We start from the raw sequence: 21,816 nt of genomic DNA on the forward strand, positions 1-21,816 counted from the left end.
ATCACCGCGGTCATCACCCAATATTCAGGATGCATGCGGGGGCTTGCGTGCTTTCTGGGGATGTTTTGTAAAGTATGCGATTGTCCTGTGGCGTGTGTCCGGGTGTCCGTCATGGGGGGATCGTCGCGTGAGCCCTCCACAGGGCGATCTGCTCCTGCTGATCGGCGCGGTTCGCTGACCTGCCGAAATGCGGCACACATGACAGGAGTGGTCCCACGAGACGACCTGGTCGAGGCCTTACCCCGTGTCAGGTGAGCAGTTTGAAGAGATACAGCCCCCGCTCGCCTCCCACCGCAAGCTCCTGAGCGACATCCCAGGCACACGAGTACAGCGCCCCTTCAGCTCGTGCGATGGCCGCAACGCATCGTCCCCCGGTATTCCAGATTCGCACTGCGCCGTCGTGATCGGTGGTGGCGAGCCAGGTTCCGTTTGGTGCGATCGCCACCGAATGCACCCGGCTGGTGTGGCCGGTGAGGGTGGCTGTGCAGGTGCCGGTGGCCCGGTCCCACAACCGCAGAGTTCCGTAGTACCTGTCGCAGCTGATGGTGGCGAGCCAGGTGCCGTCCGGCGCGATAGCCACCGACCCCACCGGGCCGATGCGACCGGAGCTCGAGGGAGTTTGAGCAGCGAACGCTCCGTCCCAGATTCGCACTGCCCCGTCATGTTTGGTGGTGGCGAGCCAGGTTCCATTTGGTGCGATCGCCATCGCCATCGCCACCGACCCCACCCGGCCGGTGTGCCTGGTGAGGGTGGCTGTGCAGGTGGCGGTGGCCCGGTCCCACAACCGCACCGTCCAATCGTCGTCGGTGGTGGCGAGCCAGGCACCGTTTGGTGCGATCGCCACTGATCGCACTGACCTGGTGTGTCTGAGGATGGCTGTACAGGTGCAGGTGCCGGTGGCCCAGTCCCACAACCGCCCCGACCAGTAGCGAACCAGGTTCCGCTTGGTGCGATCGCCACCGAATGCACCGGGACGGTGTGGTCGGTGAGAGTGGCTGTGCAGCTTCCGGTGGTCCGATCCCACAACCGCACCGGTGCATTGGGACTGGGACCTGCGGGTGATCTTCTACCCGAAGAGCCACCCGGTGCTGGGCATGCCGGACTGCGTCGTGAACGGCTGCGTGCGCGGTGCCCGGTTCGGCCGGCCTCTGTGCATGGGATGCGAGGCCATCTGGAAGAAGTCGGGGCAGAGCATCGAGGACTTCATCAAGGTCGCCAAAGGGCGCATGCTCGGCGTGCGCCAGCAGCCATGCCAGGTGCCCGAATGCCAACGCCCATGGAAGACATCGAGCGTGGCGCTGTGCGATGCGCACCACCGCCAGCGGGTGGACACACTCAGGCTGCCGCTGGAGGAGTTCCTGCGCCACCCCGCCGTCAAGCCCCGCGAGAGCCTCGGCGAGTGCGAGGTCGAGGTCTGCTACCGACAGCGCTAGTACGCACGGGCCCGCTACTGCCAGGCACACCACCTGCGGTGGAAAGCCGCCAGGCGGCGCGGGGAGACCGCGGACGAGGAGACGTGGCGGCGCGGTGAGTCGGCAGTCAACGCGGACCGGGAAGTCAAGCTGCGGGGATTGCCGGAGAGGGTGGTCGCGGAGATCCTCTACGGCCTGCAGGCCCGCACCGAGGCGGGCTCCAAGACCTGGGACCACTTCCTGCGTCCGCTGTGCGACCGGCTGCGTGCCGACGGCGCACCGAGTCTGGAGGTGTTCGCCGACCCGGCGAAGTTCGAGACGCTCGCCCACACCAAGGCGATGCGCAGCGTGGTCCGGACAATGCTGGTCTGGCTGACCCGGCTGGGGGCAACCCCGGAGTCGGAACGCCAAAAGGACGTCTGGGACCTGCATATCTTCACCGGGTCCAGGGTCACGCTCCCACGCTCCACTACGACACGACTACTGGGACTGGGTCGCATGATCGTGTTACGAGCTCAAAGAGTGTCGACGACAACGAACCCGTACTGGACATCAGCTTCTGGCAAATCGCCGAGTTCCTCGGCAAGCTGCTGGAGCCACAGGAGGCCAACGACCAGGCTGCCCTTCCGGCTGTCGAAGTCGCGGACTTTTACCTGTCCGGCCTGCTGACGTGGATCGTGCAACACACCGGGCGCTCCGGCGAGGATGCTGCGCAACTCATTCTGTCCCAGCTCCTCTGACACAACCCACCACCCCGCATCCTGAAACGAGAGCACCCGCTGCCCGTTCAGGCTGGCGGGGTGCTTCTCATTTCTCGGGTTTGGAGTTGGCGCTACGTGACCTTGCCCTTCGCGTACGCCTCCTTGATTTCCGCCGGAACGCGACCACGGTCGTTCACGTCGTAGCCGTTCTCCTTGGCCCACGCGCGGATCAGGGCGGTGTCGCCGCCGGAGGCAGCTGCCTGCGTTGCACCTCCGCGCCTGCCGCCACGCGTCTGGTTCAGCTTCCTGCCTTTGTCTGCGTACGGGGCCAGCGCCTTGCGTAGTTTGGCTGCGTTCTTCTCGTTCAGGTCGATCTCGTACGTCCTACCGTCGAGGCCGAACACGATCGTCTCGGACGCCTCGGACCCGTCGAGGTCATCAAGCAGCTGGATAATGGTTTGCTGTGCCATCGTCGGTTCGTCCTTGTTCGGGTTCCAGGTGAACAACGTACTGATGTTGCTGAATTTTTATCAGCGCAGCAACCGCATGCGCAACGCGACGAGAAAATCAGTGTGGTGGAAGGCCGTCTGACGGTCGCGAGTTCTTCATTTCTGGGGGCACCGCTTGGAGCTGCTGTACCTTAAGAGCCCCACGCCGTCCGCTACACCCTGCTGACCGGGAGCAGCCTTCTCCTCGCCCAAGACCTCGGCCACGGCCCCGTCGTCGAGCACGGATCCAGCACGACGAACACGTGGGCCCAGTGCCTCCTTGTGCTGATCACCACCCACCTCTACTGGAACAGCGCCTGGCAGAAACTCCGCAGCCCCCAGTTCCGCAGCGGCCTCTACCTCGCCCAGTGGATCCACACCTACGCCCAGATCAGGAACAGCTCCCCTACCGGCGCCAGTACGCCGTCCCAGGCTTCGTCTATCGCAAGGCGGGCAACCTCACCACCCGCGACGTCCGTCTCTGGCGCGTCGTGGCGGCCATCGTCATCACGGCGGAGATCGCGCTGCCACCCACACTGCCCATCCCACAGACGATGCCCTACGCGGCCGTCGCCGGCATCACCATGCACGCCGCCTTCACCTGCCTCAAGCCCCGCCAGCTCATTACCTTCTCCGGCCTCACCCTCGGCACCTACGTCGCCTTTGCCATCTGACCGTTGTCGCCGCGGCCGACCCCGGAAGGGGTCATTTCCCTCCCCTTCTGGAACAGGCCCTGCGGGACGCTACGTCGGTCTCCGCCGAAGTCTGGGAACGCCTCTGCATCGGCCGAGCCAATCCAACTGAGCAGACTTGGTCGCCCTCATGTCGCTGATGCCGCAGGTCAGTCTTCACCGGCAGCTGATCCGAACCGGTCAAGGTGAAGCGGTCTACGGCTTGTTGCTCACAGTGTCGGCGTTTCGGCCATTTCCGGACCACAGCCGATCCAAGCCAGACCAGGGATCCCGCGCCCGCGAAGTTCCCCCGCCCAGAAAATAGGCGGCTCCCCAGCACGATCGAATGACGTGTGTCCACCTGGCAGGGACTGTAAATCGTTCGGCCCTGTCTCGCTTCCGGTGGTGACGGAGAGTTGTGAGGGTCGTTGACGTTCGCGTGAAGGATGTCAACGAGCTTGTGCAGACAGTGTTTTCGGGACTTTCCCCGCTGGTCATTGAGGATCTGGTCGACGAGGGTGAGCGGATCGTGATGCGGGCACGGACTCCGCGGGACACTGCGGTCTGCCCGGTGTGCGAGGCCCGGTCGGAACGCGTGCACGGCTATCACTGGCGGACAGTCGCGGACGTGCCGGTCGATGAGCGCCGGGTGGTGGTCCGCGTGCGGGTGCGGCATCTGGTGTGTCCCACGCGCGACTGCCGCCGCACCTTCCGCGAACAGGTGCCTGGCGTCCTGGACCGGTACCAGCGGCGTACGACCCGCCTGACCAGGCAAGTCAAAGCCGTGGTCAAGGAGTTAGCGGGACGGGCCGGGGCACGTCTGCTGGCGATATTGGCGGTGAGCCTGTCGCGTCACACGGCCCTGCGCGCCCTGCTGCGGATCCCGTTGCCCACCGGGCGGGTGCCCCGCATGATCGGCGTCGACGACTTCGCACTGCGCCGGCGGCACCGCTACGCCACCGTGATCATCGATGCCGAGACTCATGAACGGATCGATGTGCTGCGCGGCCGCACGGCCGACACCCTGGAGGCGTGGCTGCGCGAGCATCCGGGCATCGAGATCGTGTGCCGTGACGGCTCGACGACGTATGCCGAGGCGATCCGGCGCGCCCTGCCTGACGCGGTGCAGGTCGCGGATCGGTGGCATGTGTGGCACAACCTGTGCAAAGCGGCTCTGAGCGAGGTCAAGGCGCACAGTGCCTGTCGGGCCACCGGCCGGACGCGCCCATCTACGACGGGCTCCGCGCCCAGACCACCCTGGAACGCTGGCACCAGGTCCACGGGCTGCTCGACCAGGGCGTCGGCTTGCTCGAGTGCGCCCGCCGTCTCCAGCTGGCCCTAAACACCGTCAAACGCTACGCGCGAGCCGATCGGCCTGAGCTCATGCTCCGCGTCCCCAAGTACCGCGCCAGCCTCGTCGACGCCTACCGCGAGCACCTGCGCAAACGCCGAGCCGATGACCCCGGCGTCCCCGTCAAGCACCTCTTCGAAGAGATCAAAGCCTTCGGCTTCACGGGCTGCCTGAACCTCTTGCACAAGTACATCAACCAGGGCCGCGCGGACGCCGACCGCAACGATATCTCCCCGCGCAGGCTCGCCCGGATGCTGCTGACCAGACCCGACAACCTCAAGGCCGAGCAACACGAGCTCCTAGCCAAGCTCACCACCGCCTGCCCCGAGATGACCCAACTGGCCCCCGGTATAAGGGATTTCGCCCCGCTCCTTACGCCGCACGCCGACAACGCCGACTCGCTCACGCGCTGGATCGCCCAAGTCCGAGCAGCCGACCTGCCCCAACTACATGCCTTCACCCGGGGACTGGACCGGGACGTCGACGCCGTGATCGCCGGGCTCACGCTTCCGTACAGCAACGGCCCCACCGAGGGCGTCAACACCAAGACCACACTTCGAGGTGCCGGGAGGCAGGTGGCAGACGGTGATCGTCAGGCCGGAGGCGGCGAATTGGGCGAGTTCGGTCTTCCAGGTGCGGGTGCGGTAGCCGTTGGAGCCGCCTGCGTCAGCGGTGATCAGCAGCCGCCGGCCGTGGGATAGACGGCCCGCCCGGTTGCATTCCACCAGCGGCGGATGGACTCGACGGCGAACGCGGCGGTGTCATGGTCGGTGCCCACGTTGACCCAGCCGGTGTTCGCGGCGACGTCGTAGATGCCGTAGGGCACTGCCCTGCCCAGCTTGCGGTCGGGGAAGTCGTGGGTGCCGACCCGCACCGGCTCGCCTCGCGGCTCCCATTTGGGAGGCACGGTGTCACTGTACGCCGCCGCTGCTCGGCAGCGGAGCTTGTTTCATCGGAAAGATCCCGCCTGATCCCGACGTGACCATGGCCTGGCGTGTCTTCGACACGCTTTCGCCGCCCATCGGGCCCGCGCCAAGTTCTGGGCGCATGCGCAACTGGCCGGCCCTGGCAGCTGGTCTGGTTTTCCGCATGCGCATGGTCGTGTGCTTACACCGAGCACAGCCGCGCCCCGTCCCCGAATCCGAACTGAACCGGCTGCGTTCTTCGCTCGTAGTAACAAGCGAACCGTGGCGGAAGCCTCCAGCCACTACTACTTGCAATCGGGGAAGGGGAAAAATGGAACCCGATCAGCTCCTTGAGCAGGCAGAGCAAATCTCAGAAGAGCATGCACGAATGAGAGATGCGCTAACGGGAAAACAGATAGAAGAGCAGCTAGAGCTGCTCTCCGCAATGGAAAGAAAGCATGAATCACTTACGCGTCGCCAGGAAAAAGCTAAGGCCCACTCCTTGCCGTCAGCCACTCCTGCAAGATATTCATCTAGGATGATCGCTGATCACCTCGCGATTTACAATATGAGGCTCGCAGGAGATCATTACGACCAGGCCAAAGGGATGCGAGAAAAGTACGAAGCGATGCTGAATCGTCACGCGGAGCAGAGCGCGGCACTGGAAAAGAAAATTATCGACCAAATGGCATCAGGAGGCGACAGGGTGTCTTTTTCGGTGATAGCGAGTTTCCATCCTGTTCCGATCTCTCCGGAGGTAGCAAGTCTGCATTCGTTGCCCAGGCATCCCGATGCTCAGCAGCAGGTAATATCACACTACAGCGCCCCGGTGCTGGCGAGTCGGCCAGGGCATTCGTAGACGCTATTCAGTGGGTGTGAGCTTACGCTAATCGGGTAATTTTTCCCGCGCACGTCGAGTTAGAGGGCGTCTGAAAAGCCTGTCAGCGGGCAAGTGGCCTGGTAGCGGGGCGGCGACGCGCTACCGGGGGCTGGGGTGTGCGGGCTGCGTACCCGTTACTCGACAGATCTGTCCGATCCGGAGTGGGAGATCCTCCGTCCGCTGGTACCAGAGGTCAAGCCCGGTGGGCGGCCCGCGATACATGCGCGGCGGGAGATCCTCAACGCGTTGGCATACTGGCTGCGGGCCGGCTGCGCCTGGCGACTGCTGCCGCACGACCTGCCGCCCTGGCAGACCGTCTACCACTACTGGCGACGCTGGCAGCAAGAAGGCGTGTGGGAGCGGATGTTGACGGCGCTGCGCGAACGCGAGCGGGTACAGCTCGGCCGTGAGCCCGGCGAGCGTCGGCGATCGTGACGGAGTGGCAGTCCTGTTCGCTCGGGCTGCCGATGCCTTCCCGCGCCTTCGGCACGCGTGGGCGGACCAGGGCTACCGCGGCGCCGACTTCCACGCCTGGGCCCGGGAAGCCACCGGCATCACCGTGCAGGTCGTGCAGCGCCGCGACGGCGGATTCCGCTCGACCTGGGCGAAGGTGAGGGAACCGCCTCCGGCAGTACTGAGGCGTCCCCCGGAGTGTGGACACGGGGGTTCATGCCGCGAGCGTGAGTCTATGCTCTGCCCGGTGCTGCTGTTCGAACTCGACGGGTGAGAGGTAGCCGAGGCTGCTGTGGCGCCTGCGAGCGTTGCTCCCTGCTGTCGAAGATCGGACGGTGGCTCGCCGACGAACATCCCGAGATCACCGAGCCGACTCAGTGGACCCGCCAGACCTGCGCGGCCTGGGTCGCCGCGGTGGACAAGCTCCGCGTCGGGGACTACGTCCAACGAGTCGCCAGTCACGAGAAACGGGCAGGTCAGCCGATCACGCCGCACAGCAAGTCGGGCTACCTCACCGCGACCCGCGCCTTCTTCCGCGACCTTCAGGAATGGGAGTGGATACCCCGACGGTTCGACCCCGTACGCGCGCTGTCGACGCCCCGAACCATCGCGGCGATGCTCGGCCCCGACCCGCGGGTGATAGCCGATGACATCTGGGCCAAACTGCTGTGGGCCGGGCTCAACATCGGCCCCGACGATCTGCCGACCAGGCTCAACAGCCTGCGCTATCCGTTCGAGCTCCTCAGAGTGCTGTCCCTGACCTGGCTGTTCAGTGGCCTGCGCAGTGACGAGATCTCGCGACTTCGCGTGGGCTGCGTCCGCTGGCAGCACGAGGGGTTCCCGATCCCCGGCGACTCCGACGAGGTACTGGCGCGAGACGCCGGGACATCCCCACCCACAAGACCGGCACCTCGTTCACCAAGCCCGTCGATCCTCTGCTGGGCAAGGCGATCGAGGCATGGCAGGAACTGCGGCCGCAACAGCCGAAGATGCTGGACCGCAAGACCGGCGAACACGTCGATCTCCTCTTCACTATGAGGGCCCGCCGAGTCGCCAATACCTACGTCAACAAGACGATCATCCCGTCGCTCTGCCAGAAAGCCGGCGTCCCCACTACCGATGTCCGGGGCAACATCACCAGCCACCGGGCCCGCTCCACGATCGCCAGCCAGCTCTACAACGCCAAAGAGCCCATGACACTGTTCGAGCTGCAAGCCTGGCTCGGCCACAGAAGCGCGGAGTCCACTCAGCACTACGCCAAGATCACCCCGAACACGCTGGCCAGGGCCTACAACGACGCCGGGTACTTCGCCCGCAACGTCCGCACCATTCGAAGTGCTCGTCGACCGCGACGCGGTCGCCTCCGGCGCCGCCGCCAATGGCGAGGCATGGCAGTACTACGACCTCGGCCACGGCTGGTGCACCTACTCCTTCTTCGAGCAATGCCAGCACCGCATGGCTTGCGCACGCTGCGACATCTACACCCCGAAGAACTCCAGCAAGGGCCAGCTGCTTGAGGCCAAGGAGAACCTGCAGAAGATGCTCGCCAGCATCCCACTCACCGACGAGGAACGCGCCGCCGTCGACGACGGCCAAGTCGCCCTCGACCAAATGCTGGAACGGCTCGCCGACGTCCCCACTCCCGCCGGACCGACGCCGCAGCAGATCGGAGACCCTGCCACCGCGACGCTGCTGCCGGTCGTCGAGGTTCGCCAAGGCAAGCCTTGAGGCAGCAAGCAACCCCCGACGGCGACCCAAGCTCGATGAGCGAACTTTGAGTGAATGCCGACTCAAGACCCGCCGCAGGGGCGTCCCCTCCTCGCGCGGAAGGAACTTGACAAACCTGATTCCACAGAAGTTTGGGCAGCAGGACGAAGCCTTTGGCGTCCTTGGGCCGGGAGACGACCTTGACGGTGATGCCGAGGGTGCTCTGTGTCCAGGTGGCGAACTCCTCGCCGCCGTAGCCGTTGTCGGCCCAGACCAGCAGGATCTCGGGGTGATCGGTGTGCAGGCGGGTGAGGAGGATGCGGGCGGCATCGCGGTCCTGGACGTCGGCGGGGGTGACGAGGAGGTCGACGAGGAGGCCGTTGGTCGACCAGGAGATGTCTTTTCCTGCCATTGATGTGTTTGTTGGCGTCGTAGCCCCGGGTCGCTTTCGAGACTGTTTCGGCGCCCTTGACGGACTGGGATCGGATCGCTCGGACCTGCCAAGGACACCGCTGTCGCCGGATGCGAAGCCGCTGGCGGAGATGGTCCAGGACGTGCCGCAGGACGCCGGCCTTCGCCCAGCGGGCGAAGTAGCCGAACACGGTCCGCCAGGGGATGCCGAAGTCGGCGGGCAGCGCCCGCCACTTCGCGCCGTTGTTGGTGATGTAGCGGATCGCGTCGACGACGCGCCGGATCCCCCTGGGTGCCAGCTACCTCGTGATCGCCACCGTAGCCGCTCAAGTCCCCTGCGCGACAAGGGGATTCAACGCCAATCCCCCGCCCCGACCACGGCCCCTGCGCACCCGACCACAGACCCAACCATGCAGGTCAACGGGATGTGCAATCGCCACGTCCGAAACACTGCGCAGACTGCGCAATGCGACAGCCCAATGCCCAGCGGCCGAAGCCAGCCACCATAGCGCAACCGCGCAGCACTCCCGGCTGCACGCCCACGGACCGACCGGAAGAAGGCGGCTGCACAATGGTCGCAGCAGCGAATGCACAACCTACGCATACCGGTTACACAGGCACCCCTGGCGGTTCACTGAACCTTTTCATCCTCATGCACGTTGAACTGGTCGTAAGAACATCTACGGCAGAGTACGCAAAGCTGATACAGGAGATGCAATTATGCCTTATCTGGGCATAGACAGAGCAGCAGAAATTCACGCTTGGTATACTTCACATCCTGAACAGTTGGGATATCTTCCACCCGCCACCAGGGCTGCAAACGACCCTCAGTTTAATAATGTGCTGGGTTATTGGCTTTCGTTGGTTGCAAATAAAAGTGGAGGCCTTTCCGATGGCGAAGCAGGCGCCCTAAGAAAGTATGGTTTTGCAGAGCATTTGACCCCAAAGAGTAATCCTCGCGGCGAATTTCAATGGGAACTCAAAAATACTGTTCCGCGAAATTCAGATTTCGTCAGAATGCAGCAAATGAATTCAATTGCGGCTACTGCGCGACGGGGGCCAGACGTCCGTGGAGCGAATCCAGGTCCAACGCTACCCGGCCCTAAAGATCTCTTTCCAGACCTCTTTCCACGGGTGTCTGGACAGGGGCAGGAGCAGGGGCATCTGCCGCAAGGATCGGGGCTTTCCGGACCAGCGCGTTGATGTAGATCGCATCTAAAAGCCAGGCAGGGCGCCTTTACCAATACGCGGAGCAGTGCACGCTCTCGCCGAATTCAGCGTCCATCCGGACCTCGCGGCGCCATCCCGACCCCACGCAAGATCAACAACTGACTCATGCTGCACATGATGATCTGCGGCCCCAAGGATGTGGCTGCTGTTGGCGAAACAGTCCTCGGCGGCACGGCTCACGTCGGGGAGTCCTGGGGTGCGCACGCCTGGAGACCTGGTGTGTAAAGCATGGCGCCGCGGAAATGACAAGGTCCGCCGACTGGGCGAACAAAGTCGTGAAGCTCTGCGCCGGGCAACCGTCAGCACTGGGTCGGGGCCCCGTCGGCCACCTGCTGATCGACCGTGTTGGTCTGGAAGTGCTTCAGGCGGCTTTGAGAACGTGATGGGTGGCCTGGGCCCACTCACGCGTTGAGCAGTCGGCGTGACGTACGTCGAAGTGCTTGAGGAGTTCACTGTCGGCCGTGCCCAGACAGCATGAGTGGGATGATCCGCAGCATCTCTTCGCCAGCCGCTCGGACAGAGTGCGTCCCTCCCGGAAGGTCCCTGGGAGGGACGCCTCCGGGAGGAGTCGGGGTGCGACTCTTCAGTCGTTCAATCCCTCTTGGTCGATGAAGCCTGTCGGCGACGCTTGAAATGTGAGCCGATTCCGGCGGGCGAAAAGTAACCCCCTGCTGTGTCAGTTGATGTTGGTCATTCCCCGGTGTTGGCGGCGGGAACCCGTCCGAGGTCGCGGCCGCGCATGCGATAGCTGTCGCGCTTCAGCGAGATCACCTCGGCATGGTGGACGAGTCGGTCGATCATCGCGGCGGCGACGGTTTCGTCGCCGAAGACCTCGCCCCAGCGCCCGAAGGGCTTGTTACTGGTCAGGATCACCGAGGCTCGTTCGTAGCGGCCCGAGATGAACTGGAAGAACAGGTTCGCGGCCTCGGGCTCGAAGGGGATGTAGCCCACTTCGTCGACCACGATCAGCGGGATCCGTCCCAGCCGGGTCAACTCGTCGCTCAGACGCCCTGCTTGATGGGCCTCGGCGAGGCGGGTGACCCACTGGGCGGCGGTGCCGAAGGCGACCCGGTGGCCGGCCTGGCAGACCCGGATGCCGAGACCGGTGGCGAGGTGGGTCTTGCCGGTGCCGGGCGGCCCCAGGAAGATCACATTCTCCTTTCCGGCGACGAAGTCCACCGTCCCCAGATGAGCGATGACCTCGCGTTTCACGGACCGCTGGTGGTCGAAGTCGAAGTCCTCCAGCGAGCGCTTTTAAGGGACTGCCTGACTCTGGAGTGGCGGTCTCGGGGATCTGGCGTCTGCGCGGCGTCGACGCGGACCGTGGGGTCTACGTCGCGCGGCAATTCGCTGCAGCAGCGGAGTCAAAGCCGAACACCATGGGACGTCAGCGTGCGCAGAGCATCGCTGCCCGGCTCCCCGACACGGAGCGCGATCTGGCCGACCACTTGCTGGCGTTCGCGTCGTGAGCCATCGCGGCGTGCAGGCTCGGTAATGAAGTGCCGGATGGTGTGCCCTACTGCGAGTGAGTCTCCTCGACCACCCAGGACAGGTACGCCTCCGACCCGCCGGTTACGGGCAGCGTGATCCACTGGGGGACGTCATACGGATGCTTCTCGTGCAGCCACGCCTCCAGTACCGGAAGACGGTCCGCCGTAGTCATATACGAGATCCGCCACGTCCGAGCGGACGGCCAGGGCGTAGGCGAGCCCACGCTCGGACATGCGGTCCGCAGGTGTGTGTTGGTGCCGTAGACGGCGTCGGCCACCACGACCGGCGGCCTCATGCCCCAGCCTACGAGCGTGTCCAGGGCAAGACGCCACTTCTCGCGGTGCATGGCGTCCGCCAGGATCCGGGCCAGGGCCCGGCGGGCGGTGACCGACGTCCACTCCTGGGGCAGGAACAGGCGCCGCTGCAGCAGGCAGGAGGCGGCATCGGCGGCGGCGTGGACGCTAACCGCGACCTTGCAGTTCGCCCTCTTTCCCAAGGCCCCGCAGTACTGCGGAGCCACCAGCCGACATCCAGCCGTCCTTGGGCACCGACATATCGTCGATCGCCAACGCCACCAGACCGATCAACGGCAGCATCCGTTCGACGGTCCGCCGTTGCACCGGCACCGGATCCCACGTGGACTGGTTCACGAACTGCTGCAGGTTCTGCTCGTTGCCGTCCAGTAATCGCGAAGCCATGGCCTGGATGGACTTGCGGCGGCCGTCGAGCATCAGTCCGCGCAGGTAGCAGTCGCCCTTGGCCCGCTGGTCCTTCCGCGGCACCGAGGCGAATACATCCGCCACGAACAACACCAACTTCGCCCCAACACGGTTCACTTCATGTGCATCCACCCAACCATGCTCTCGAGCAGGCCGGACAGGAAGACCTAACGGAGTCCTACTAACGACCTCGTGCACGGTTGGCCGTTGCTTGGCACCAGGTGAACTCGTTGAACTGTGCATGATCGGGGTTGGGGCGCGTGAGTTGATCGTGGCGGAGTACCGGATCACCGGGCTGTCGCCGGATGTAATCGGTGAACTCATCGCAGAAGTAGGACCGTTGTGGCACGAACAGCATCAGGAACGCCTGACGGCTCGGCCGCGGCAACGGGCTGTAGGAGCTGGGGCGAAGCACACGTTCGTCTTCGTCGACCGCCTGCTGGCCACCCTCGTAAGCCTGCGCCATGGCACCACCCATGACGTGCTGGCCCGCTGGTTCGGAGTGGACCGCTCCACCATCACCCGCGCTATCGGCGAGGTGCGGCCCCTGCTCGCGCAACGGGGCTGCACCATCGCCCCGGGCGTCCGGTTGTGCACTCTCGCCGAGGTCATCGAGCAACTGGGCGCCGTCGGTCAGACCGGCATCATCGACGGCACGGAGATCCGCGTTCGACGCCCGGTCGCAGGCCGCAAGGACCAGGACAAGTACGTCTCCGGCAAGACCAGGCAGAACGCCGTGAAGTCCATGGTCCTCACGGACATCGAGGGGCGCGTGCTGTTCTGCAGCCCCGTCCGGCCGGGCTGCGCCGACATCACCCAGGCCCAACAGCTCGGACTGGCCCAGCTCCTGGCCGACGGTCCGTTCATGGAGAACCTCGCGGACGCCGGCTACCAGGGCATGGGCGCCGAGACAGGCAGACGAGTGGTGACACCGCCACATCGCAAGTTCTAGCAGACCGCTCCCGCCTGGTAGGAGGAACAGCACGAGCAGCAGCGCAAGGCGCACTCCTCACGGCGCATCCACGTCGAGCACGGCATCGCACACCTGAAAAACTGGCGCTCCCTCGCCCGCCACCACGGCCGCCGTGAGCACATGAGCGGCATCGTCCAGGCAGTCGCCGGATTGCTCTCACACCAGCAGACCGCCACCCGGCCCAGCGGCTCCCAGGCATGAACCGGGGGCGAATCCGCGTCCTTCGACGTGACACTGCCAACCGTGCACGAGGTCGTTAGTCCGTCATTGTCTTCCTATTGACCCCTGCGGGCCCTTGCTGAGGACGTTTCCGCATGCCTGGCTTTAAAATGGGCTGTCGCCTGCGGGTTCGGGTCGACGTCAGAATATTCGGGCGGGTTCACCGCGCTTGCCCTAGCTGCTGCCGCGCGACTGATTGGTCCCTGAGGATTGTGCCTGTAGAGAGTCTCTCTTCCCTGGCGGGGCTCCATATGAATGTCGCCGCTCCTGGTGAGTCCATCGAGGGCGGCCGAGAATTCTCTAATGTGTGCCGGATTAAGGGAAACAGCAGTCCTGATTACGGCACTGGACTGACTGTAAGGATTTTCCTGCAGGAATTTCAAAATATTCTGCTTGTGATCATCGATTGAAGGCATAGCATCCTCTTTTCCATCGTGGCGGGTGCCGCTCGCTGAGCGTTTCCGCAACGTGACGTTAGCGGTAGCCAGATTCTTGCCACGCACATGAGACTTGACCGTGAACGCCTAGCCGGCCAGGACTTCTGATGCTCACGGCGCTTGCAGGCGGGCTAACCAGGAGGGCACATCCCGTCAGACTCGGTAGTGCGAAAGGCTCACTGACTGCAACGGTCACCACAGCTCCCAGGTTCAGTACAGCGACCAAATCGTTTCCCACCCTCGCGGGTGACGATGAACATGTTGACCCCTTAAAGAGTGTTTTGTCCCGCAGAGGTTGTTTGGTTCGAGGTTCAGGTGTCGCGCCAGTTCAGGGTGGATTCGCGAGTGAGTCTGCGGCTTATGAGGTCGATCATCGCCACGTGGATTATCGCTTCGGAACGGTGAGGGTGGGTTTCGTAGTCGCGGGCGAGGCGGCGGTGGTGCATCAGCCAGCCGAAGGTCCGCTCGACGACCCAGCGCCGCGGGATCACCTTGAACCCTTTGACGCCCGGGGCGCGTTGGACGACTTCCACGTCGATGCCCAGGCGGGCGCCGTGTTCAATGGCTTTGGTGCGGTAACCAGTGTCGGCCCATGCCTTGGTCACTCGAGGGTGGGTGGCGGCGATGTGGGACATCAAGTGCATGCCGCCGGCGTTGTCAGAGACGCTTGCCGCGGTGACCCAGACGGCGAGGAGTAGGCCGAGGGTGTCCACTCCGATGTGTCGCTTACGGCCTGCGATTTTCTTGCCGGCATCGATGCCCTGGCTGGTCGCGGGCACGTTCGCGGAGGTCTTCACGCTTTGTGCGTCCAGCACGCAGGCGGTTGGCTCGCTGTCGCGGCCTTCGGCCTCGCGGACCAGGCGCCGCAGGAGGCCGTTGAGCTGGTCGAAGACGCCTTCCTTCTGCCAGGCGGCGAAGTAGCCGTAGACCGTCTCCCAGGGCGGGAAGTCGTGGGGCAGGTAGCGCCAGGCAATGCCGGTGCGGTCGACGTAGAGGATGGCGTCCATGATGCGGCGCAGGTCATGCTCGGGTGGGCGACCGATGTCGAGACCCTTGTTTCTGCGCTCGGCCCGCCAGCTCGTGAGCGTGGGACCGATCAGTTCCCAGCGCGCATCGGAGAGGTCGCTCGGGTACGGGCGGTGTCGCGTCATGTTTCGGTAGTACCGTCGAGCAGGCCGCCTCCCCAGGGCGCAAACGAGGTCAACCGGGGGCGCGTTGTGATCAGACAGGAGCGAACGGAACGAAACGGGTCGCCGAACGACGACACCAAACCCCAGCCCCACATCAGGCACGTCTGCCCCAAGGACCACACACCAGCTCGGTCTGCAAATCAACGCCAAACAACCTCTGCGGGACAAAACGCTCTTTTAGAGGGCTTTTTTTGATCCTAGCTGCGGTGCTTTGGGGTGACATTGGCGTCGGATCGAGTGGGGCCGATGAGGTTGATGTGGGCCGGGTTGGAGGAGGGGCGACCGGGCGGGCGTCTTGGTCTGCCTGCTCCTGTTTCATCCCAAGGTGCCGGATTACGCGCCGTGTGCTTCGAGCGCTGGCACGCGCGCCTGGGCCTGGCGGGTAGTCCCGGATCATGCCTGAACGCCGCCGTTACCCGAGCGATCTGTCCGATGCCCGGTGGGAGTTGGTCGAGCCGGTCCTGACCCCTTGGCGGGCCGAGCGTCGCGGCCGCGGACTGGACATCGGCCGCCCTCCGGACCATGACCTGCGCAGTCTGCTCAATCGGGTCCTCTATGTGAACCGGACCGGGATCCCCTGGCGCTATCTGCCGCACGACTATCCGCACTGGAACACTGTCTATGCCTACTTTGCCCGCTGGCAGGAAGAAGCAGTCTTCGACCAGCTCAACAGCCTCCTTCGCCGCCAAGTCCGCAGACAGGAAGGCTGCGGGGACGAACCAACCGCCTGCGTCATCGACTCGCAGAGCATCAAGACCTCCACCAACGTTCCCGCCTGCGAGCAGGGCATCGACGCGGGCAAGAAGATCGTGGGCCGCAAGCGGAGCATTGTCCGACACCATCGGACTTCTCCTCGGAGTCCTGGTCACGGCCGCGAGCGTGCAGGACTCCATCGCCGGCCAAGCCCTCATCGAGAAGGTCGCCGCCGAGCATCCCAATGTCCGCAAGACCTGGGTCGACGGCGGCTACGGCCAGCACCTCGTCGAGCACGCAGCAACCCTCGGCATCGACATGAACATCGTCCGCCGCGACCCCGCCACCAGGGGCTTCACCGTCCTGCCGCGCCGCTGGACGGTCGAACGCACCCTGGGCTGGCTGATGAACCGCCGCCGGCTGGCACGCGACTACGAGGCCAAACCGCATCGCTCCGAAGCCATGCTCTACCTCGCAATGATCAACCTCATGACGCGCTGGCTGACCGCCGAATCCACCCCGAGCTGGCGCGGCACCTGAATCGCTCTAAATCCGGTAATCCGGGATGAAACGACGGGAGAAAAAGCCCTCTTAGTCTCAATTGCGCAGATACAGCCACGTACGGGTGCGTACCGACGGTCAGGTCGGTGCGTCGGCGATGAAGTCGCAGACGGACTCCTGCTTCCTGCGGGGTTTGGACGGCGACCGCAAGACATCGACCGACGGCCGGCATCGGTACCGCCATCCAAGGCATCCTGCGACCGATGAGAGGCCAGTAAGCCACCCGCATCACGGCCACGAAGTGTTGTCATGGCGGATGAACCCTAGGAGGCGGGGTGCCGTAGAACCGGACAGGGAAGAGACTCGATAAACGTCAGGAGCTAGACGCTTATGATGCCCGAAGAACAAAATGTAGTGCTTTTAGCCCAGTTTTACGACTATGCAATCAACAATGGTGCTGACGAATCTGATGCAGCAACCATCTCCTTCTTGTCAGAAGGCTGCCAAATCGAAGAAGATACAACCGAAAGGCTCGCACGATCCGCTATCAAACTCGCCCTAACGGGCGGGCCGATCCTCGAGAGACACCGGACTTGGATCATGATTGGCGAGGGATACTCGAACCTCATTGGGTATCAGTCATCCGCCTATGACAGCCCCGACAGGCCATCTGCTCCTCATACCCCCTCACCGTCGTCTTGTCCGAACCACCCCATGCCCATCCAACACGCCCGGTCGGACCAGCAGTCCGGCGGTCAGCGACCGAACCCGCCAGGGCCGTTGACCGGAGTGCCTGCTTGCTGGCCTTCTGCTGCGGCCAGTCTGCATGCCGCAGCGCACCATATGCCAGTTACCAGCCAGGCGATATCGACCCGCAGTTCTCCGGCAAGCGGAGCAGAGCCGGGGAACGCACTGCAACTGAATGACCCCAAAGGCGAGCTGGAAAGAGCTCGCGAGCAATGGATGCGTCAGTCAACTATCGCTATTGGTCAGGTCTGTTCGCCCCGCAGCACAGTCCCAGGCCGCTGAGAGCCAATAAAGGGATGGATTTCCTGCACCGTAGGAAATAAGACTCCCAACCTGCACAGCCGCTAGTCTTCTGCGTCAGGAATCCTGTGTAAATAACCGGCGAGGCGTTCGAGGATCTCGTCTGCTGTCTTGGTCCAGATGTGGGGCGGGCCTGTCCAGCCAACGGTGTAACTCGGGTGGTGTGAATTGGCGGCGGCCGATGGAGAGTCGACCGTCAAAGGCGTGGTCGGAGGCCTGGAGTCCGGGCTTCCACCTCACTGTCCAGCGTTTGCGTCCCTGGCCGGTGAGGTCGAGGCTCATGACGGCCATGTAGAAGCATTCGAGGGCCGTGGCTTCGTGCGGGAAGAGCCCGCGTGCGCGGACGGCCCTGCGGATGCGCGCATTGACGCTTTCGATGGCGTTGGTGGTGCAGACGACGCGGCGGATCTCGGTGTCGAACTGGAGGAAGGGCACGAACTCGGGCACGGCAGCCTGCACTCCGCTCTGGCTTCGGGTCGGGTGGACGTGTCCCGGCTGCGGCGGGCCCTAGCCGGGGTTCCCTTGCCGCGGGCGGCCGACGGCCGGCTGGTACTGGCCGCGGACATCACCTGCTGGCTGCGGCCTGACGCGCACACCTCGCCTGAGCGGATCCTGTGCCACACCTACGGTCGTGGCAAAGGCCAGCACATTCCCGTTCCGGGCCGGCCCTACTCGGTGATCTGCGCGCTGGAGACGGGCCGCAGTTCGTGGGACCGCACCGCTGGATGCGCTGCGGCTGGCTCCGGGCGACGGGGGTGCCACGGTGACCGCGCGGCAGATGCGCGAGCTCGTCGAGCAGCTGATCGAGGCCGGACAGTGGGGTCAGGGCGACCTGAACATCCTCATCATGGTCGATGCCGGCTACGACGTCCCTCGCCTGGCCTTCCTTCTCGAGGACCTGCCGGTGCAGGTCCTCGGGCGGATGCGCTCGGACCGCGTTCTGCGCCGGGCCGCCCCGCGGCGCGAGCCGCACACCATGAGCCGCCCGCCGCGGCACGGCGGCGAGTTCGTCTTCGGCGACCCGGCCACCTGGGGCACATCCCAGGCCGAGACGGTGACCGAGACCCGCCTCGACGGGAAGGCCACCGTCCAGGCATGGGACCGGCTCCACCCGCGGCTGACTCACTGCTCTGCCTGGACCGCCAAGTTGGGTGCCCTCCCTGTCATCGAGGGCACCGTGATCCATCTGCGGGCCGAGCGGCTTCCCAGCGGAGCGACACCGAAGCCGGTCTGGCTGTGGTGGTCGGGCACCAGTGCCACCGCCGCGGACGTGGACCGACGCTGGCAGGCATTCCTGCGGCGATTCGACATCGAGCTCACATTCCGGTTCCTCAATCAGACCCTGGGCTGGACCTGCCCGAAGATCCGGACTCCCGAGACGGCCGACCGATAAACCTGGCTGATCCTCGCCGTCTATGCCCAGCTCCGGCTCGCCCGGCCGCCGGCAGCCAATCTTCGACGCCCCTGGGAACGATCCAGCGAACCGCACAAGCTCAATCCCGCCCGCGTCCGCCGCGACTTCCGGCACCTGCGCCCCAAGGCCGCGTGCCCGGCCGGCGCACCGAAACCCACCAGCCCAGGACCGGGACGGCCGCCAGGCCGCAAGAACACTCGCCCCACTCCGCGTCACGACGTCCGCACAGTCCACAAACGGACACTGGACAACGGACCTGTGTCCCTGCCCCGGTGCTGTCCAGATCGCCATCACGACGTGGTCGCCCAATGGTGATCACCGCCCTCCGCTGCCCCGGCTCTGGCTGCGGGCCAGCGCCGGGGCGAGGCACAGCGCGTGAAGGATCCGCTGGTCAGCCGCCGTCAGATGGAGCGAGGGACACGCTGTCGGTATCGGTCCCTCTGCCCCTACCGACGGGAGTGAACCAGTTTGAGCCGCTGCGCGTACCCCATATTGAGGCACCCACTCTTCGAGCCCGAGAAAACGCCGTAAAGATTTCCCTATCCGACAAAGATCAGAAGAGATCGGCACCCGAACCGCCCGAGTCTGCCCACGTACACGAATGGTCACAGGTTCGGGATGAGTACACCCAAGGCGGACACGCAAAAGACGAGATCGCACATGCGATCACATGAATTTCAGCATCAGAAAGTGACGGAATGCTGCAGAGAAAAATTCGCACGATCGCAGGCGCTCTACTGATGGCAGTGCTCGCCCTGTCCGCGTGTGACGCCAAACCGAATGCCGGGCAGACCGAAGAGCGCGGCACGATTTCCAACGCATCACCGCAAATAGGAACAAAGGATGGGGATCAAGAGCAGGATGACATCGCCGTAGTGGTTTGCACAGAGCAATCACTCAATGGCGAGTGTGATCAGCGCCTGCCCCTCGACAGTCCGGATCTCTTCAGGGTTTCCGACGGACGCTTCGTCGACAATATTACGTCGATAAAGACGCTCGATCACGCGATGTGCTTTTATACTGAGCCCCTGCACACCGGCATCCAGTTTACGGTGCCGGCGAACACCGAGGTATCGAATCTCGGTGACGGCAGCTTCGGCGACGTGGACAATCACATCCGATCTTTTGCGCCAGCGCCGTGCTCTACCGTCGTAGTCTGCGACGAGCCGCAACTCGGAGGGCAGTGCTACGAACATCTCCCCATCAGCATGCCTGAACTCTTTTCTTTTGGAATAGACTTCAACGATAAAACCACGTCGCTACAGACCCTCGAAACCGGCATGTGCTTCTACACCGACTTGAACTACAAGGGTCGCGCCTTCGAAGTCCTTCCCGGCAAGGAGATTGCAGACCTAAGCGAGAGTCTGCCCAAGTTCAACGACTCCATCTCGTCTTACGGCCCCGCACCCTGCTCAACCGAATCCGAAATCACCGTAGAGTGACGCCGGATCATCAACTCTGACGTGAGAGTCGGCAGTCGCATCAGAAGACCTGCAGTGATCGGTACCGCTGTCTTTGGCCGTGGCTGCAGTGCTCGGAGGGGTCGTTGATACCCGGCAGCTGCCGACGCGTCCGAGGCTCCCGCGCAACGGCCGGGGCCGTTAGCAGCACAGAAAGAACTGGGCGCCGACACTCTTGCGGTCGGAACCGTTGAACCGTCCTTCGCCTCAGTGCGTTGTAGCAGCAAGCCAGGCGCCCGAGGCCAGGGCAAAATCTCACGGATCCGGCACTTCAATTGCACGTCAAAACAGTGGAAAGAGTTCTCATGACCGATCGCCCTGGAGTGGCATTGATAGCCCTGGCAGCATCCAATACGGCTATTGCAGTCCTCAGTATGAATCGCCATGCTGAGAGCCGCGGCCACGGCGGCGGCGTTGGCGACAGCGAAGGCCGCAGCTACTATGCGACACAACCTGGCCCCACCCAGAAATAGCAGCCCCGGCGTGGGGGGGGCAGCAACCATACAGTACGCGGCCCTCGCTGCAGCGACCGTGCGCAGGGATCCGGTGACAGCGATCGGTGCAGCGGCGGTCAGCGCTACTGCGGCCATCGCGATGTGCGGGAACCCACCGAACCGTCCGGGAATTCAACGCTAGATGCGCCGTCCCCGCGCTCCATTCCGGCGGGGTGGCCCGGTAGTAGGTGTCGTTGTAGTCGCCGTCGCCGTCGCCGGCCAGCACGTACGCCTTCTGGTGCGAGCTGGTGCAACAGGTGGTGCAGGCGTGGCTGAGGTGGTGGTCGACCCGGACGATCCGGGCTGACTCGATTCCGAGGCGGGCAAGGCCATCTCGGTCAGGGTGTGCGGTATGCGGCCGATGCCGCCGACGTTCGCTTCGGCCATGATGAACTCGCCGGGCCCGTCCAGGTTCTGGCTGACTGTTCGGATTCAGCCCCAACGTACTCCCGGCACGCGCGCAGAACATCATCGGTGTACCGCGCACGGATCGACGACTGGGCCGGGCGGTGCATGCAAGCCCAGGCCACGCCGGAGCCGCTCACCCACGTTGCAGCTGCTGCACGGCGGCGTGGACGCCAATGCCTCCGTCGAGGATCACCGTGCCCTTCAGGTGCCCGAAGGCGCCTGCAAGTACTCGTACGCTCTGCGTTGGGGCTGCCGGGCGACCAGAGACAGGGCGGGCCACTTCTCGAAGAAGCGCCCGCCCCGGTCGGCTGGCTCGATGAAGTGGGCCGACAGCTCGACGCGCCGCTGGTGGATCCGGAGCCCGGCCGCCCCCGCCACCGGCCAGCGGTGGGGGCCCTGTGTGCGACGACCGCAGGCGCCCGGCCGTCAGCGCCTGCATCTGGACCCGCGTCACCGCAGGCGAGCCCGACTTCGCACCCTGCCCGCCGCACATCGCCCCCCGCCCCCCAACTACGCGCAGTCCGGACCCGGGAGCGACACAACGTCCTCCCCTGTGGCTTT

The 21,816-nt window shown here is 64.5% G+C and carries 13 protein-coding genes and 11 pseudogenes; 13 read left to right on the forward strand and 11 right to left on the reverse strand.

What is annotated here, in order from left to right:
* Positions 1-247: 247 nt before the first annotated feature.
* Positions 248-1,024, reverse strand: coding sequence for a WD40 repeat domain-containing protein (locus QF030_RS01360; protein ID WP_307160785.1), 777 nt, complete (start codon positions 1,022-1,024; stop codon positions 248-250).
* Between the two features lie 10 nt (positions 1,025-1,034).
* Here QF030_RS01360 and QF030_RS01365 point away from each other — a divergent pair, with 10 nt between their 5' ends.
* Positions 1,035-1,433 (forward strand): hypothetical protein, encoded by a 399-nt coding sequence (locus tag QF030_RS01365; protein ID WP_307160786.1) that lies wholly within the window; start codon positions 1,035-1,037, stop codon positions 1,431-1,433.
* A 494-nt stretch (positions 1,434-1,927) separates the two neighbouring features.
* Here QF030_RS01365 and QF030_RS01370 read toward each other — a convergent pair whose 3' ends face one another.
* On the reverse strand, positions 1,928-2,155 hold the full coding sequence (locus QF030_RS01370; protein ID WP_307160787.1) for a hypothetical protein: 228 nt from the start codon (positions 2,153-2,155) through the stop codon (positions 1,928-1,930).
* Positions 2,156-2,244: 89 nt separating this feature from the next.
* On the reverse strand, positions 2,245-2,583 hold the full coding sequence (locus QF030_RS01375) for a histone-like nucleoid-structuring protein Lsr2 (protein ID WP_307160946.1): 339 nt from the start codon (positions 2,581-2,583) through the stop codon (positions 2,245-2,247).
* 386 nt (positions 2,584-2,969) lie between these two features.
* On the opposite strand from QF030_RS01375, the gene QF030_RS01380 reads away from it, so the two are divergent.
* Both QF030_RS01380 and QF030_RS01385 read left to right on the forward strand, forming a co-directional pair.
* Entirely contained in the window at positions 2,970-3,275 is a 306-nt protein-coding gene (locus tag QF030_RS01380) for a hypothetical protein (protein ID WP_307160788.1), read from the forward strand.
* Between the two features lie 436 nt (positions 3,276-3,711).
* Positions 3,712-5,174, forward strand: a pseudogene (locus QF030_RS01385) (ISL3 family transposase); the annotation flags it as partial.
* A gap of 3 nt (positions 5,175-5,177) precedes the next feature.
* Here QF030_RS01385 and QF030_RS01390 read toward each other — a convergent pair.
* A pseudogene (locus QF030_RS01390) lies at positions 5,178-5,521 on the reverse strand (ISAzo13-like element transposase-related protein); the annotation flags it as partial.
* Positions 5,522-5,859: 338 nt separating this feature from the next.
* Between QF030_RS01390 and QF030_RS01395 the strand changes: the two are divergent.
* The 5 genes and pseudogenes from QF030_RS01395 (at position 5,860) to QF030_RS01415 (ending at position 8,589) form a co-directional block, all read left to right on the forward strand.
* The gene (locus tag QF030_RS01395) at positions 5,860-6,387 is read left to right on the forward strand and encodes a hypothetical protein (protein ID WP_307160789.1); all 528 of its coding nucleotides are present in this window, start codon (positions 5,860-5,862) and stop codon (positions 6,385-6,387) included.
* Positions 6,388-6,522: 135 nt separating this feature from the next.
* Entirely contained in the window at positions 6,523-6,843 is a 321-nt protein-coding gene (locus tag QF030_RS01400) for a transposase (protein ID WP_307160790.1), read from the forward strand.
* 288 nt (positions 6,844-7,131) lie between these two features.
* Complete coding sequence (locus QF030_RS01405) at positions 7,132-7,899, forward strand: hypothetical protein (RefSeq protein ID WP_307160792.1); 768 nt, start codon at positions 7,132-7,134, stop codon at positions 7,897-7,899.
* Positions 7,800-8,069: pseudogene (locus QF030_RS01410) on the forward strand (tyrosine-type recombinase/integrase); the annotation flags it as partial. The gene QF030_RS01405 and the pseudogene QF030_RS01410, both read left to right, overlap by 100 nt.
* A 127-nt stretch (positions 8,070-8,196) precedes the next feature.
* Entirely contained in the window at positions 8,197-8,589 is a 393-nt protein-coding gene (locus QF030_RS01415) for a hypothetical protein (protein WP_307160793.1), read from the forward strand.
* A 217-nt stretch (positions 8,590-8,806) separates the two neighbouring features.
* Here QF030_RS01415 and QF030_RS40420 read toward each other — a convergent pair.
* Positions 8,807-8,980, reverse strand: a pseudogene (locus QF030_RS40420) (transposase); the annotation flags it as partial.
* A gap of 151 nt (positions 8,981-9,131) precedes the next feature.
* Positions 9,132-9,278, reverse strand: a pseudogene (locus tag QF030_RS40425) (transposase); the annotation flags it as partial.
* A gap of 421 nt (positions 9,279-9,699) precedes the next feature.
* On the opposite strand from QF030_RS40425, the gene QF030_RS01425 reads away from it, so the two are divergent.
* Entirely contained in the window at positions 9,700-10,182 is a 483-nt protein-coding gene (locus tag QF030_RS01425; protein WP_307160795.1) for a hypothetical protein, read from the forward strand.
* Between the two features lie 717 nt (positions 10,183-10,899).
* Here QF030_RS01425 and istB read toward each other — a convergent pair.
* From istB to QF030_RS01440, 3 genes and pseudogenes are all read right to left on the reverse strand, one after another.
* Complete coding sequence (gene istB / locus QF030_RS01430) at positions 10,900-11,454, reverse strand: IS21-like element helper ATPase IstB (RefSeq protein WP_307160947.1); 555 nt, start codon at positions 11,452-11,454, stop codon at positions 10,900-10,902.
* Between the two features lie 271 nt (positions 11,455-11,725).
* A pseudogene (gene cutA / locus QF030_RS01435) lies at positions 11,726-11,899 on the reverse strand (divalent cation tolerance protein CutA); the annotation flags it as partial.
* Positions 11,841-12,551 (reverse strand): annotated as a pseudogene (locus QF030_RS01440) (IS701 family transposase); the annotation flags it as partial. The pseudogenes cutA and QF030_RS01440, both read right to left, overlap by 59 nt.
* Before the next feature lie 109 nt (positions 12,552-12,660).
* Here QF030_RS01440 and QF030_RS01445 point away from each other — a divergent pair.
* Positions 12,661-13,593 (forward strand): annotated as a pseudogene (locus QF030_RS01445) (transposase family protein).
* Positions 13,594-14,359: 766 nt separating this feature from the next.
* On the opposite strand, the gene QF030_RS01450 reads toward QF030_RS01445, so the two are convergent.
* The gene (locus QF030_RS01450; RefSeq protein WP_307160796.1) at positions 14,360-15,199 is read right to left on the reverse strand and encodes an IS5 family transposase; all 840 of its coding nucleotides are present in this window, start codon (positions 15,197-15,199) and stop codon (positions 14,360-14,362) included.
* A gap of 434 nt (positions 15,200-15,633) precedes the next feature.
* Between QF030_RS01450 and QF030_RS01455 the strand changes: the two are divergent.
* Positions 15,634-16,471: pseudogene (locus QF030_RS01455) on the forward strand (IS5 family transposase).
* A gap of 1,197 nt (positions 16,472-17,668) precedes the next feature.
* Here QF030_RS01455 and QF030_RS01460 read toward each other — a convergent pair.
* Positions 17,669-17,917 (reverse strand): annotated as a pseudogene (locus QF030_RS01460) (transposase); the annotation flags it as partial.
* Between QF030_RS01460 and QF030_RS01465 the strand changes: the two are divergent.
* Positions 17,798-19,208 (forward strand): annotated as a pseudogene (locus QF030_RS01465) (NF041680 family putative transposase). The pseudogenes QF030_RS01460 and QF030_RS01465 overlap by 120 nt on opposite strands.
* A 383-nt stretch (positions 19,209-19,591) precedes the next feature.
* A complete protein-coding gene (locus QF030_RS01470; protein ID WP_307160797.1) occupies positions 19,592-20,335 on the forward strand; it encodes a hypothetical protein in 744 nt (247 codons plus the stop codon).
* Positions 20,336-21,816: the final 1,481 nt, after the last annotated feature.

The sequence above is a fragment of the Streptomyces rishiriensis genome, from assembly GCF_030815485.1.
Taxonomy (GTDB): Bacteria; Actinomycetota; Actinomycetes; order Streptomycetales; family Streptomycetaceae; genus Streptomyces; species Streptomyces rishiriensis_A.

Excerpts from the sequence above, each read along its gene's own strand:
- QF030_RS01375 (WP_307160946.1), bottom strand. The coding sequence starts at position 2,583 with ATGGCACAGCAAACCATTATCCAGCTGCTTGATGACCTCGACGGGTCC.
- QF030_RS01395 (WP_307160789.1), top strand. The coding sequence starts at position 5,860 with ATGGAACCCGATCAGCTCCTTGAGCAGGCAGAGCAAATCTCAGAAGAG.
- QF030_RS01425 (WP_307160795.1), top strand. The coding sequence starts at position 9,700 with ATGCCTTATCTGGGCATAGACAGAGCAGCAGAAATTCACGCTTGGTAT.
- QF030_RS01450 (WP_307160796.1), bottom strand. The coding sequence starts at position 15,199 with ATGACGCGACACCGCCCGTACCCGAGCGACCTCTCCGATGCGCGCTGG.
- QF030_RS01470 (WP_307160797.1), top strand. The coding sequence starts at position 19,592 with ATGCTGCAGAGAAAAATTCGCACGATCGCAGGCGCTCTACTGATGGCA.